Source organism: Bradyrhizobium sp. Ken64 (genome assembly GCF_055807555.1).
On the sequence record NZ_JBVVPA010000040.1, the window covers coordinates 19319 to 33671 of the forward strand.

At 60.9% G+C, this 14353-nt stretch carries 7 protein-coding genes; 5 read left to right on the forward strand and 2 right to left on the reverse strand.

What is annotated here, in order from left to right; genetic code table 11:
- Positions 1-110 precede the first annotated feature (110 nt).
- From AC0L2F_RS33965 to AC0L2F_RS33985, 5 genes are all read left to right on the forward strand, one after another.
- A complete protein-coding gene (locus AC0L2F_RS33965) occupies positions 111-2666 on the forward strand; it encodes an NfrA family protein (RefSeq protein ID WP_473251320.1) in 2556 nt (851 codons plus the stop codon).
- A 624-nt stretch (positions 2667-3290) separates the two neighbouring features.
- Positions 3291-3683 (forward strand): IS66-like element accessory protein TnpA, encoded by a 393-nt coding sequence (gene tnpA, locus AC0L2F_RS33970; protein ID WP_473251321.1) that lies wholly within the window; start codon positions 3291-3293, stop codon positions 3681-3683.
- Positions 3680-4027 (forward strand): IS66 family insertion sequence element accessory protein TnpB, encoded by a 348-nt coding sequence (gene tnpB, locus AC0L2F_RS33975; protein ID WP_275167826.1) that lies wholly within the window; start codon positions 3680-3682, stop codon positions 4025-4027. Before tnpA ends, tnpB begins: the two co-directional genes overlap by 4 nt.
- A gap of 70 nt (positions 4028-4097) precedes the next feature.
- The gene (tnpC, locus tag AC0L2F_RS33980) at positions 4098-5750 is read left to right on the forward strand and encodes an IS66 family transposase (RefSeq protein WP_473251322.1); all 1653 of its coding nucleotides are present in this window, start codon (positions 4098-4100) and stop codon (positions 5748-5750) included.
- On the forward strand, positions 5747-5986 hold the full coding sequence (locus AC0L2F_RS33985; RefSeq protein WP_473251323.1) for a hypothetical protein: 240 nt from the start codon (positions 5747-5749) through the stop codon (positions 5984-5986). The genes tnpC and AC0L2F_RS33985 overlap by 4 nt, the downstream gene beginning before the upstream one ends.
- Before the next feature lie 130 nt (positions 5987-6116).
- On the opposite strand, the gene AC0L2F_RS33990 is transcribed toward AC0L2F_RS33985, so the two are convergent.
- On the reverse strand, positions 6117-6785 hold the full coding sequence (locus AC0L2F_RS33990; RefSeq protein ID WP_473251324.1) for a PEP-CTERM sorting domain-containing protein: 669 nt from the start codon (positions 6783-6785) through the stop codon (positions 6117-6119).
- 866 nt (positions 6786-7651) lie between these two features.
- Complete coding sequence (locus tag AC0L2F_RS33995) at positions 7652-14200, reverse strand: Ig-like domain-containing protein (RefSeq protein ID WP_473251325.1); 6549 nt, start codon at positions 14198-14200, stop codon at positions 7652-7654.
- Between the last annotated feature and the right edge of the window lie 153 nt (positions 14201-14353).

The window sequence follows — 14353 nt, forward strand, 5'->3', positions numbered from 1 at the left end:
CGGATTCCGGTTCCGCCAAATCCGTAGCTCAGCTAGTCTGGTCTCCTCGGTTTCACATGCCTGTGGGGGCTATGATTATCCGGCGCGCAGAACGTCCAGGACGACGTAAGGTGCAGGCTGCCATCGGCGGCCTGGTGCTTTCGCTTGTCCTGGCCTGCCCGGTAGCGGCCCAAAGGGCTGATCCGGATCGTCCGCTCGAAGGGGAAGCCTACACCTCTGCCGAAGCGGCCTATAAGGCGTTTGAACAGGGCAACTATCAAGCGGCAGCAAACGAGGCTGCAACATCGGTGAACTTGCGTCCCGATATCCTTCGCCTGCGATTGCTGCTGATTGACTCAATTCTCGCCGCGGGAGATCTCGCAGCAGCCGAGCAGGCGACAGCGGCGGCGCTTTCAACCTTTTCCGCCAACCAGGAACTGCAGTCCCGGCAGTCCAGCATTCGCCAGCGCCTCGCGCAGCAACCGGCTGGCGAGGGCTACAAGGCGCTGGAACGCGGCGATACGAAAGCCGCCATTCGCGCCGCCCGCCGGGCCGTGGAGTACGGGCCGGACGTGATGTCCTACCGCCTGCTCTTGCTCGCAGCCCAGCTCGCTGACAACAGCCTTTCGGCGGCTGCCGAAACCGCATCGGAGGCGATCAGGCTCGATCCGGGCAATTACGTGCCGGTCGTCTGGCGGGCCTACATCTACCAGAGGCTTGGGAACCGGACCCTCGCCCTGGCCGACCTGAACGCGGCACTCGCCCTTCCCGACCTCACCGACGCTGAGAAAAAGCAGATTCGGCTGATTGCGGCCGATGCAGCACTTGCGTCCGGTGACTACCGCGCAGTTCAAACCCTGCTTCAGCCGTATCCAAAAACGGATCCGCTGGTTGTTACACGCGTCGGCGACGCTGATGCGGTTGCCGAAGGCAAGGCGACGCTGAAAGGCGACGGCAAACTCTTGCCCATGCCAGTGCAGGATTGCCGCGACACGCCGTACGGCTCCGTATGCAGTCTGCAAGCGCCCTACGTTCAGAGTATCGCCACTCCGATCGACAGGAAGGCCGAAGGCATCGAGGCGGCAGGACGAGCCTATGAAGCCAGCCGGGCAAGGAATTACGGGGTGGCCATCGAGGAAGCCAGGAAAGCGGTCGCGGGCATGCCCGAGATCGCCAGCACGCGCTTGCTACTGATCAACCTGCAGCTCAGTGCTGGTCGGCCGGCTGAGGCGGAAGCCACCGCGAGCAGTGCGATCGCGGAAGGTTTGGCGACCGCCGAGATCTATGCCCAACGGGGCTTCGCGCGTGTCCGCATCGGCAAGGACAGGGGTGCGATGGCAGATTGGGAAACCTCGCTGGCGCGAGGGCTTCCAGTCGAGCAAGTCCGGAATGTCCGTCTCGCGCTGGTCGACACCGCGCTCAAGGCCAGGGAACCCCAACGGGCGATCCGGGCTATTCCGCGCACTGGCCTCGACTATGAATTCACGATCCGGCGCGCTTACGCGAACCAAAGCCTGGGACACAAGGAAGAAGCCTTGCGCGACTTCAAGTCTGCGGAGCGGTTATCGACCAGCAACGCCCAGCGAGATGGTGCCATCCAGGCCGAGATCAATACTCTCCTGGAGCTGGGCCGGAAGCCCGAAGCAGGCGCGATCTTTGATGCGGCTATTGCTCGCGGCCAACTTGGCTCGATCAGGGAAGCGGACCTGGCCTACATCGGGGTTGCCGTCGGCAATGACGAAGTGGCCCTGGAGCTGTTCGATCGCGCGAAAGCCAGCGGCGCGCTTCCGCCACGTGCGACCATCGATGCCGGCTACACGGCCATGCGGCAGTTTCAAAATCCGAAAGCTGTTGCGTATCTCAAGGAAGGCATCGACGCGAAAGCCGATGGGCGCGTCAACATCGATGACCAGAAGCTGTTCGAGACCCGGCGAACGGTCGCCGATCTCACACGGACGTGGGGTATCAACAGCTCAATCTCCTACGGCAAGGTTGGATCGGCTCCCAATCCCTTCCTGACGATTAACTCGCCGGGAAGCAGCTATACATCGCAATTCGGATCCGAGCTCTACTACCGTCCCGAAGCGTTCGGAAACCGCAACGGCGCCCTGTTCGAAGTCTTCGGCCGCGTGTTCGAGACGCTTTATGACCAGGCGGGCGGGCCGACCGGACTGCCCACCACACAAGGCATGGCCGGCGCGCGGTGGAAGCCGTTCTCGGAGCACAATCTTGTCCTCGAGGTCGACAGGCTGTTCAGGCTGGGTGACGCGGCCCGCAATGATACGCTCCTCAGGGGAGCCTATTCCTATACGGTCGGCACTGACTTGCGGGCGATCGATACGCACTGGCCGACCTGGTACATCTACACGGAAGTCGACCGCTTCTTTGAGAAAACGCAGCTGGTCGGACTGTTCGAAGGGCGGTTTGGTCACAGCTTCCGGCTGGATCCTGTCAGCAGGAATCTCGTGCTCTTTCCGCACGCTGTGATCGCGGCCAGCTATGATGATTCGTTCGCGGTTCATGACGCCTACTCGGCCGGCGTCGGCGGCTCGATCCGGTACTGGTTCGGTGAGACCAGATATGTTGCGCCCCCCTCATATTGGGAATTGACGCTGCAATACCGTTTCAGGCTGGCAGGCGACAAACGTGCCGAGGGCATTTTCGCGCAGACATCCATCAACTACTGAACATCGCTCTGGCTGCCAGTCGTCTCCCGCATCTCGCGCCGCCGGCAGACAGCTTCGCGGGAGGTGACGGCCAACCTGCTGGTTTTGTTTCACGCGCCATCAAATGGAGGATCAGCCAGGTGGTGCGAATTCGAGTGCAGCATTGCCTGCAGTCGCCCGCGTTAAGGTTGAGAAGTTAGATTACCATCAGTCCGCAATTGAGCTCAGCAACAAAGATTGCAACACTTGCGAGCGGCCATGAGCCGCCATAGCAAGTCTGAGATCACCAATGCTGACCACGTGTTGGGCTATATGGGCATTCGCCTCGGTACTGGCGAGTGCCGCACGTCTGACTTCATTCGACCCTTCGAGTGAGATCAATCACCGGGCGATGCAAACAACAATTGATGATCGCGGCCAGTAAGGCGCTTGTTGGTCTATGTCAAACTGGTTTCTTCATGTGTCACCACGTTCGACATCTTCGTGCGGCAGCTTGTCTGAGCCGTCATGAGGATCCCCGGGCTGGATCGAATATATTGCGCAAACTCCTCATATTATGTATCCCTCCGGCGGCGGCCGCCTTGTTTAGTTTGGGAGGCGGCCCGAGGATTTGACCTTAAGTCTAGCTTTAAGGTCACGTGGCGAATGCAGGTCAATGTGTTGGGCGCCGAACGTCGGCGGCGATGGAGTTACGACGAGAAGGTCCGCCTTGTCGAAGAGACCTTGCAGGCTGGTGAGACAGTCTGCGGCGTCGCGCGCCGGCACGGGATGGCTCACAGCCTGCTGTTCACGTGGCGTCGACAAGCGCGCCAGGGTCGGCTGGGCGGAGATTCCGTGCCAGCTCTCGTTCCCGTCGAGATCACGCCGGTGGCGTCTCCGATCTCGAGTGACGCGCCACCGGCCTCTTCCCCGCCGGCGCAGCGCGCAAGGACTGGAATCATCGAGATCGAGTTTGGCGGCGGCTGTCGCGTGCGCGTTGACCGGGACGTAGACACCGAGACGCTGCAGCGGGTTCTTGAAGTTTTGAAACGACGATGATCCCGATCCCAAGCGGCGTCAGGGTCTGGATCGCCACTGGCCACACCGACATGCGTCGCGGCATGCAAAGCTTGGCTCTCACGGTTCAGGAGAGCTTGAAGCGCGATCCTCATGCCGGCGATCTCTACATCTTCCGGGGCCGCCGCGGTGATCTGGTGAAGATTCTTTGGCATGACGGGTTGGGCATGTCGCTGTATGCCAAGCGCCTGGACCGTGGCAAGTTCATCTGGCCCTCGGCGTCGGACGGTGCGGTGTCGATCTCGGCGGCCCAGATGGCTTACATGCTAGAAGGCATCGACTGGCGGAATCCGCAACTGAGCTGGCGGCCACAAAGCGCGGGCTGAGCGCCGAATCTGTAGCTTCTTTGCATTTTGGGGAATCCCATCGCGTCCAATCTGTGATTCACTGCGTCGCATGCATGCTGATCGCGACGCTGTTCCGGATGAGGTTGCCGCCCTGAAGAAGGCGCTGGCAGTCGAGCGCGCGAAGGCTTTGGAGCTCGCCGCCGAGCTCGCGGTCGCCCGCGCGAAAGCGTCGGAAGACGAGGCGCTGATTGCCCAGCAGAAGCTGCAGATCGCCAAGCTGAAACATCAGATCTACGGACAACGGTCGGAGCGCTCGGCGCGGCTGATCGATCAGTTGGCGCTGACGTTCGAAGAGCTGGAAGCTGACGCTACCGAGGACGAGCTGGCGGCGGAATGGGCCGTGGCCAGGTCGACCACGGTGCGCGGATTTACGCGCAAGCGCGCCGAGCGCCAGACCTTCCCCGAGCACCTTCCCCGGGAGCGGGTAGTGATCGACGGACCTACGGCTTGTGAATGCTGCGGCAGCAATCGTCTTCGCAAGCTCGGCGAGGACGTGACCCGCACGCTAGAAGTGGTGCCGCGCCAGTGGAAGGTGATCGAGACGGTCCGCGAGAAGTTCTCCTGCCGCGACTGCGAGAAGATCAGCCAGGCGCCAGCGCCGTTCCATGCCATCGCTCGCGGGTGGGCTGGTCCGAGCCTCTTGGCCATGATTATGTTTGAGAAGTTCGGCCAGCATCAGCCGCTCAACCGCCAGGCGGAGCGCTACGCTCTGGAAGGCGTGCCGATCGCACTGTCGACCATGGCAGATGCCGTTGGGGCGGTCTGTGCCTCGCTGGATCCTCTGCTGCGCTTGGTGGAAGCCCACGTCATGGCGGCCGAGCGCCTTCATGCTGACGATACGACGGTACCGGTCCTGGCCAAGGGCAAGACCGACACCGGACGGTGCTGGATCTACGTCCGCGACGGTCGGCCATTTGGGGGTACGGACCCGCCGGCGGCGATGTTCTACTACTCCCGCGACCGCAAGGGCGAGCATCCCCAAGCGCATCTGGCCCGGTATGCCGGCATCCTGCAGGCCGACGCCTATGACGGGTACAACCAGCTCTATCTGGCGGGACGCCAGCCCGGGCCAATCCGGGAGGCTGCCTGCTGGTCGCATGGACGGCGCCCGTTCTTCGCGATGGCCGACATCGAAGAGAATGCCCGGCGCAAGGCCACCGGCAAAAAGGAAATCCCGCTCTCGCCGATCGCGATCGAGGTCGTGCGGCGGATCGATGCGCTGTTCGAGATCGAACGGTCCATCAACGGCAAGAGTGCCGAGGAGCGCCTTCAGGTGCGGCAGACGCTGAGCCGGCCTCTGGTCGAGAACCTCCAGGTCTATATGCGGGAGCAGCTTGCCAAGCTGTCTCGGGGGCACGACCTGGCTAAGGCGTTCAACTATATCCTGAAGCGCTGGGCGAGCTTCACCCTATTCCTCGAGGACGGCCGCGTGTGCCTCTCCAACAATGCCGCCGAAAGGGGCCTGCGAGGCATCGCACTTGGGCGAAAATCCTGGCTGTTCTGCGGGTCTGATCGCGGCGGGCGGCGCGCCGCAGCTATGTACAGCCTGATCGTCACAGCCAATATGAACGGCATCGATCCGCAGGCGTGGCTCACGAATGTCCTCGCCCGCATCGCCGCTCATCCGGCTCATCGGCTGGACGAACTTCTGCCCTGGAATTGGACGCCAGCATCTGCGCTCTCCGCTCGAGCGGCGGCATGACCACCCACGTCAACAAGGTCCATCACGTCACCACCATCACCAAGGTCGCCAAAGACCTCGGCGAAGACGAAGATTGGCTGTGGGACATCGCCAACGAGATGGAGATCGAGGATGGCTTCATCTGGGTCTATGGCGTCGGAGAAGACGGCGTTCAGGCGTTCACCGACTTCGGCATCGACAACCTGATCGAGCTTATTAAGTTCTACAAAGAGAACCCTGGACTACTCAGGCGGTAGCCCTGCGGCCTACGCCGAATGGATACCATATTATCGAGGCAATCCGGCGTTCATTGCAGCGGCAACCCATACCAAAACATGAAAAAGCCCGGCGCGACGGCCGGGCTTCTCGAACATGCAGCTGAACGTATCAGACGTTGAAGGCGTGGCGCCGGCGATGATGGAACATCAGACCGAGACCGACGAAGCCGAGCAGCATCATTGCCCAGGTGGACGGTTCCGGCACAGCAGCAACGGAAGCGAAGACCTCACTCACACCGGCTCCGTTCGGGAAGCCGTTGGCGCCGATCGCCGGTCCGAAGAAGTATTCGACATACAATGCGGAAACCGGTGCCCCCGTCAGCAAGCTCGACCCGCCACCACTCACCAAGATGTTCGGATCCGCAATGAAACCGAAAGGCGTGAAGTCCACGCCATTAAGAGATGTGGCCACTCCGAAGATCGAAGGAACGCGATCGAACGAACTGAACGTGGCACCGAAGCTGACGAGATTACTGAGGCTTCCAAGCTGGATGATCAGCGACGAGACAGCGTCGTTGTTGCCGAAAATGAAACGCGTATCGCCATTGGCGAGCCATGCCGTTGGCGTCGTCGTCAGAAGATTGTTCTGAGCCGTCGTCAGACCACCGTTGATGAAACCGCCGCAGCACGCCGGATCGCTGGAGAAGATCTGGGACGTCGCGCTGACGAAACTTGCGCCATCACTGGACAGTGCAACATTCACAGTGGAAGCTTGAGCGGCACCAGCGCTTACTGACAGGGTCAGGAAAATGGCGCCAACCGCCGATTTAATATTCACATCAGTCCCCTATAGTTTGGTTAATTAACTCCAAACTACGGGAATAACCGGCAAAAGACAATGCCGTTGATGCCTTGAGCATTTGGGAGCGGCCTTAACGTGAATCGCAGTGACCATTCTGCGACAGGTCCCTCGCGAGGGCTGGTTCGCGAAGGGCTTGCCATGCAGAAGCACGCCGGCGTGGCTGAGAGGGTGGCTGGCGCCTGGGCTGATCGGAGCTGCTTACCGGTTTCGCCGGCTAAGCGTTGACTGCGAGGCCTATACTTTTCGGTCTAAGCGGCGATTGACATATTAGCTGCTCCATTTTTCCTTTTTCAAAATCGCTACTTCCCAATGGGTGTAGCTGCGTTAACCTATTACAGACCAACTTAGCCCGCGGGCGTTTGCACGAAGCAAAAGCCCGCCCGTGGCGATGCAGGCGCGTGAACAACGACCCACGACGTCGCTGTCATGCCGTGCGTCGCTTCTCGACAAGCTGCCCACGCTCCTCTTTGGTTAGCTCATCAGGAGTCACGGTCGCTTTCTCCAATTCATAAAATTTTGGCACCCCGTCAGCTAAGGCTCAGCTTCCCGGCCCAGGAAACGCACGTGAAGAGTTATGCAGTGCTTGGAGCTGTCCAGCTGAACCCTGAGTTGGTTCATGGTCGCGCCATTTCCGACGACAACCCCCCGCTTGCCGGCGAGCCTGGGGCCAGCTGATTGGGCCACAGCTATGCGAGTGCCCTTGTCCAGTCTCACAGCCGCTGCACTCTGCTCAGCTGCGGACCTCGAAATGCGACTACTCAGTGGCATGACCTCTCAACCTCTTCGACTCTCCTGTGGGTTCGACCCAGGATCAGAGCCAGCTTGTATCGACGCGCCCAAATCTACGTAGCGAAGAAATAATCGCTACTATGAACACCACCGGACGTAGCGATGCCCTTCAGCGTAATTAGTTCGTTGTGACCGTCCAAGCCGGAGTGGATTTGCCAAATAGAATCAGCACCGGCGGCGCTTAAGAAGGTAAATGTCGCACCTTGCGCTGCCGTACCGAAACTCTCAAATTCGATAGAGTCTCCGGCTGCGGCGCCATTGCCGGCAAAGTCAGAGATTGTGGCACCATTCGCAAGAGCTGCTTTGAACTTAAACTGATCGTTGCCCGCTCCCCCGATAAGTGTGTTCGCTCCTCCATTTGCAGTGAGGATATCGTCGCCTCCGCGGCCGTCCAACGTTATACTTCCCGACTTGCCGGTGATCTGATCGCCAAACTCTGAGCCGCGCACAGCAGCAACCCCGGTGAATGTGTCGGCTCCAACATGCGCGGCGTCCCCATTTGTGAGGCTCGTGGAGATTCCAGTGCTGAGGTCTACGTTTACGCCGCTGGCAGCGTGATAGAACGCTATGCGCGTGTTGCCGTTTCCCGCGATGGTGTCATCGCCGGCTTCCCCCTCGAATTCGTTTAGCGTGCCGTTGCTGCCGGCGTTCACGCTCGAACCGCTGAACCCGCTTGCATTGAATGTGTCAGCGAAATTGGTCCCGCGGATCGCTTCGATCGATTTCAACGTATCGTTGCCGATCGAGGCGTCGCCAGCGACCGTGCCGGCCGCAAGATCAATGACAATTGCTCCGGTCGTCGTGTCACTGGACGATGCCGAATACATGGCCCGATCAAATCCGCCACGTCCATCGATGATGTCGTTGCCGGCGCCCCCAATAAACTCCTCTGCACCAGTGGCATTATTGCTGCCAAGGAGCGCGTCGTCGAAATCTGAGCCACGTATGGAGTCTACACCGCTCGTGAAAGTATCGAAACCGACACCTGCTATATCACCTGCGGCGGCGCTTTGTCCCGTTCCAGCAGCTAGATCAACAGTAACCGCGGCGAGTGCATGCGAGTATTCAACACGAGTGTCCCCGTTTCCTGTCACGGTGTCGTTGCCCGCCATCCCTTCGAAGGTATTGAAGGTGTCATAGGAACCCGCGTTCGTGCTGCTGCCATTGAAGCCGGTGGCATCATACGTATCTGCAAACCTGGTGCCTCGAATGAGCTCGACGCCGTGCAATATGTCACTCCCCACTGAGCCGTCGCCCACAACGGTTCCGGCTGCAAGATGGATATTGATAGCTGCGGAAACGCTGCTGTCGTTGTAGTTTGCGAGGTCGTAGCCGCCACGACCATCTATGGTATCGTTACCCCCGCCGCCGAAATAGACTTCCGTGACGGTCGCATTGTTAGTTCCAGAAAACACATCGTTGAAGTTGGATCCAAGGACGGAGTTGACGCCGCCCGTGATAGTATCCGTTCCCACGGAGCTGTTGCCGACGGCGGCACCTGCGATCAGATCGACCGTCACGCTCGATGTTGCATTGCTGTACTGAACCTGGGTCGAGCCGTTGCCGGTGATGGTATCGTTGCCGCCGTTGCCCTGGAACGAGTTGAAGCCGTTATTGAAGGCCGAAGCGTTATAGCTGTCGGCAAAGTTGCTGCCGAACGCGCTGTTGACGCCGCCGATGAAGCTATCGTGGCCGGTCGAAGCATCGCCTGACGCCGAACCTGCGCCTCCCGCCCCGATCGTAGTCGTGACCGCGCCGGTGGCGTTGCTGTAGAGCACGCGCGTGTTGCCGTTGCCGGTGACGATGTCGTCGCCGCCAAGCCCCTCGAACTGGTTGAAGCTGCCGTTGCTGGTCGAGACGTTTAGTGCGCCTGCCAGGCCATAGCCGGTGGCATCATAGGTATCGGCATAGCCGGTGCCCTGAACCCCCTCGATATTGCGCAGCGTATCGGTGCCGCTCGAGGCGTCGCCAATCACCGTGCCAGCCGCCATGTGGACGGCAACCCCGCCCGTCACCGTGTTCAGGTTGTTATAACTTGACGTATCGAACCCGTCGCGGCCGTCGATGTAGTCGTCTCCCCCCAGGGCCGTGAACGTATTGTTATAACTGCTGCCCAGCAGCGTGTCGGCGAAAATGGAGCCTTGAACGGCGTTGACACCGGTGAAGGTATCGGTGCCCTCGGTCGCGCCGGTGGCACTGCCGGCCACTGTGAGGGCCGTGCCGACGGTGATCTGAAGGTCAACCGTAACGGCGGCTTGCGCGCTCGAGTAATTAAGGCGCGTGTTGCCGTTGCCGATGATCGTATCGTTGCCGCCGGCGCCTGCGAAATCGTTGAAGGTGCCGTTGGTCGAAGAGACGTTCAGGGCGCCGGCAAGGCCATAACCGGTCGCGTCAAAGACATCGTGGAAGTTGGTGCCCCGCACCGCCTCTACGTCACGGAGCGTGTCCGTGCCAATGGTGGAATCGCCAACAACGGTTCCAGCGGCAAGATTGATCGTGATACCCGACGTGGTCGTCACGTCGTTATTGTAGGCGACCATGTCATACCCGCCACGGCCGTCGATATAGTCGTCGCCGCCGCGGCCTTCAAAGACCTCATACGTGAAGCTGGCGTTGTTGCTGCCGTAGATCGTATCGCCGTAGGCCGACCCAAACACGCCCTGCAAGGCGTTGGTAAACGTGTCGTGGCCGACATTGGCCACATCGCCGGCCGCCGTGCCCTGCCCGGTGCGGGCGGCAAGATCGACCGTCACCGCAGCCGAGGCGCTGAGATACTCAACCCGCGTCAACGATTGACCCAGATCGTTGATGCGGCCGGTGATCACGTCGTCGCCGCCCCGCCCCTCGAAAGCGCTTTGGCCCAAGGCCACACCGGGCTGTGCGCTCGATCCCGTAAAGCCGGTCGCATCGAACGTGTCGGCAAAATCCCCGCCCACGGCGGCTTCAATGCTGATGAGCGTATCGCTGCCGACCCCGGCTCCACTGGCCGTGCCGGCCGCGAGGTTGACGGTGATCGAGCCGGTCGCGTCCGTATAGACTGCGCGATCAAACCCGTCCCCACCGTCCAGACTGTCGTTACCCCCAAGCCCCTGTAGCCGATCATTCCCGGCAAGCCCGAAGATGCCGTCGCTCTGGCTGGTCCCGACCAGCACGTCATTGGCGGACGTGCCGATGATGCTGTTGTTGAAGAGGAAGTCGCTGGCAACCAGGCTCCCAACCGTGACATTGGCCAGCGTTATGGTGTTGCCGCCGCCGAAGTTAATCAGCGTATCAGAACCCTGTTGCGTCGCACGGGCCTGGATGTCGGCGAGGGTGAAGACACCCGGTACCCCGGTCAGGTCGATCCGGTCGCCCTCGCTGCGATTGAAGTCGCCGATATAGTCCGCCCCGCCGATAGAGTAGACGAACGTGTCCGCACCCAACCCGCCAGCCAAATAGTCATTGCCGCCCACGCCGGACAATATGTCGTCGCCACCATTGCCGAACAGGGAGTCGTTGCCTGAACTGCCGGTGATGGTGTCGGCGAAGTTCGATCCCTGGACGCCATTTACGCCGCCGGTGATCGTGTCGGTACCGACCGAAGCGTTGCCTGAGGCAACTCCGGTGGTTAGGTTGACGTTCACGCCGGCGCTGGCGCCAAAGTACTCAATCTGGGTCGAGCCGTTGCCGGTGATGGTATCGTTGCCACCATTGCCATAGAACGAGTTGAACTGGCCGGCGCTGAACGCCGATGCGTTGTAGATGTCGTCGAAATTGCTGCCCAGCGCGCTGTTCACGCCGGTGAAGCTGTCGGTGCCGACCGAGCTATTCCCCGAGGCCGACCCGGCGCCGCCGGCTCCGATCGTGATCGTCACGCTCGAGGTGGCGTTATTGTACTGGACCTGGGTTGAGCCGTTACCCGTGATGGTGTCGTTGCCGCCATTGCCCTGGAACGAATTGTACAATCCGGCTCCAAAACCGGACGCATTGTAGGTATCGTTCAGGTTGCCTCCGACTGCGCTGTTGACACCGCTGACGAAGGTATCTGACCCGACCGAGCCGTCGCCGGATGCAGAGCCGGTGCCGCCGGCCCCGATCGTGATGGTCACGCCCGAGGTGGCGCTGAAGTATTGAACCTGGGTCGAGCCGTTGCCGGTGATGGTGTCGTTGCCGCCATTGCCCTGGAACGAGTTGTACAATCCGGCTCCAAAACCAGACGCATTATAGGTATCGTTCAGATTGCCGCCGGCTGCGCTGTTGACACCGCTGACGAAGGTATCTGACCCGACCGAGCCGTCGCCGGATGCAGACCCTGCGCCGCCGGCCCCGATCGTGACCGTCACGCTCGATGTTGCATTGCTGTACTGAACCTGGGTCGAGCCGTTGCCGGTGATGGTATCGTTGCCGCCGTTGCCCTGGAACGAGTTGAAGCCGTTATTGAAGGCCGAAGCGTTATAGCTGTCGGCAAAGTTGCTGCCGAACGCGCTGTTGACGCCGCCGATGAAGCTATCGTGGCCGGTCGAAGCATCGCCTGACGCCGAACCTGCGCCTCCCGCCCCGATCGTAGTCGTGACCGCGCCGGTGGCGTTGCTGTAGAGCACGCGCGTGTTGCCGTTGCCGGTGACGATGTCGTCGCCGCCAAGCCCCTCGAACTGGTTGAAGCTGCCGTTGCTGGTCGAGACGTTTAGTGCGCCTGCCAGGCCATAGCCGGTGGCATCATAGGTATCGGCATAGCCGGTGCCCTGAACCCCCTCGATATTGCGCAGCGTATCGGTGCCGCTCGAGGCGTCGCCAATCACCGTGCCAGCCGCCATGTGGACGGCAACCCCGCCCGTCACCGTGTTCAGGTTGTTATAACTTGACGTATCGAACCCGTCGCGGCCGTCGATGTAGTCGTCTCCCCCCAGGGCCGTGAACGTATTGTTATAACTGCTGCCCAGCAGCGTGTCGGCGAAAATGGAGCCTTGAACGGCGTTGACACCGGTGAAGGTATCGGTGCCCTCGGTCGCGCCGGTGGCACTGCCGGCCACTGTGAGGGCCGTGCCGACGGTGATCTGAAGGTCAACCGTAACGGCGGCTTGCGCGCTCGAGTAATTAAGGCGCGTGTTGCCGTTGCCGATGATCGTATCGTTGCCGCCGGCGCCTGCGAAATCGTTGAAGGTGCCGTTGGTCGAAGAGACGTTCAGGGCGCCGGCAAGGCCATAACCGGTCGCGTCAAAGACATCGTGGAAGTTGGTGCCCCGCACCGCCTCTACGTCACGGAGCGTGTCCGTGCCAATGGTGGAATCGCCAACAACGGTTCCAGCGGCAAGATTGATCGTGATACCCGACGTGGTCGTCACGTCGTTATTGTAGGCGACCATGTCATACCCGCCACGGCCGTCGATATAGTCGTCGCCGCCGCGGCCTTCAAAGACCTCATACGTGAAGCTGGCGTTGTTGCTGCCGTAGATCGTATCGCCGTAGGCCGACCCAAACACGCCCTGCAAGGCGTTGGTAAACGTGTCGTGGCCGACATTGGCCACATCGCCGGCCGCCGTGCCCTGCCCGGTGCGGGCGGCAAGATCGACCGTCACCGCAGCCGAGGCGCTGAGATACTCAACCCGCGTCAACGATTGACCCAGATCGTTGATGCGGCCGGTGATCACGTCGTCGCCGCCCCGCCCCTCGAAAGCGCTTTGGCCCAAGGCCACACCGGGCTGTGCGCTCGATCCCGTAAAGCCGGTCGCATCGAACGTGTCGGCAAAATCCCCGCCCACGGCGGCTTCAATGCTGATGAGCGTATCGCTGCCGACCCCGGCTCCACTGGCCGTGCCGGCCGCGAGGTTGACGGTGATCGAGCCGGTCGCGTCCGTATAGACTGCGCGATCAAACCCGTCCCCACCGTCCAGACTGTCGTTACCCCCAAGCCCCTGTAGCCGATCATTCCCGGCAAGCCCGAAAATACTATCGGCCTCAATTGTACCTATAAGAACGTTGGCACCAGCGTCGCCAGTCAGCGTGATACCAGCCACGTCGAGAACAGCTACCGTGAGATCCTTGTCGAAGAAATTGCCGGCCGCATCGGTAACTCGCACGGTGACCTGGTGCGATTGGGCCGTCTCGTAATCTAGGATCCCGGCGACCAACAAATTGCCATTGCTGATTGCGAACAGGCCACCGGCATTGTCCAACAGCGAAAAGATCGCTGTTCCGGTACCACCGGGATCAATTTCAGATAGGGAACCGACCACCGTTCCTGTCGTGCTATTTTCTGCGACACTCGCGTTTGACAAAATGATGTCCGCTGGCGCCAACGTGTCCACCGTGACATGAAATGCACTTGACGCTACACCCGTATTCCCCGCCACATCGGTTGCCTTGGCCGTCAGCGTATGGCTGCCCTGACTCAAGCTCGCTGTCGCAATTGAATAGCTGCCGCCGACCGCAATGCCCGTGCCGAGGACTGTCGCGCCGTCGGTATCGTACACTGTCACCGTGCTGCCGGCTTCCGCAGTACCTGCCACCGTTAGTGTCGGGTCATTCGAGAAGCCGTTTTCGGCAACTGAACCGGTCAGCGGCGATACATCGTCCGTGACCGTACTGATCACCGGAGCGGACGGAGCGTTGATATCGATCGTCACCGCCTGGCTGGCGGTAGTCCCGACATTGCCGGCGGTGTCGATGATCCGGGTCTGGTAGCTGAAGCTGGTCGCATGCGTCGCCGGGTCGAGATAGCTCCAGCTCGTCGCCGTCGACTGCGTGACGTCGGCCCAGGTGGCGCCGCCATCGCTGGA

Coding starts and splice junctions, on each gene's coding strand:
- tnpA (WP_473251321.1), top strand. CDS start 3,291: ATGCAGGTCAATGTGTTGGGCGCCGAACGTCGGCGGCGATGGAGTTAC.
- tnpB (WP_275167826.1), top strand. CDS start 3,680: ATGATCCCGATCCCAAGCGGCGTCAGGGTCTGGATCGCCACTGGCCAC.
- tnpC (WP_473251322.1), top strand. CDS start 4,098: ATGCATGCTGATCGCGACGCTGTTCCGGATGAGGTTGCCGCCCTGAAG.
- AC0L2F_RS33985 (WP_473251323.1), top strand. CDS start 5,747: ATGACCACCCACGTCAACAAGGTCCATCACGTCACCACCATCACCAAG.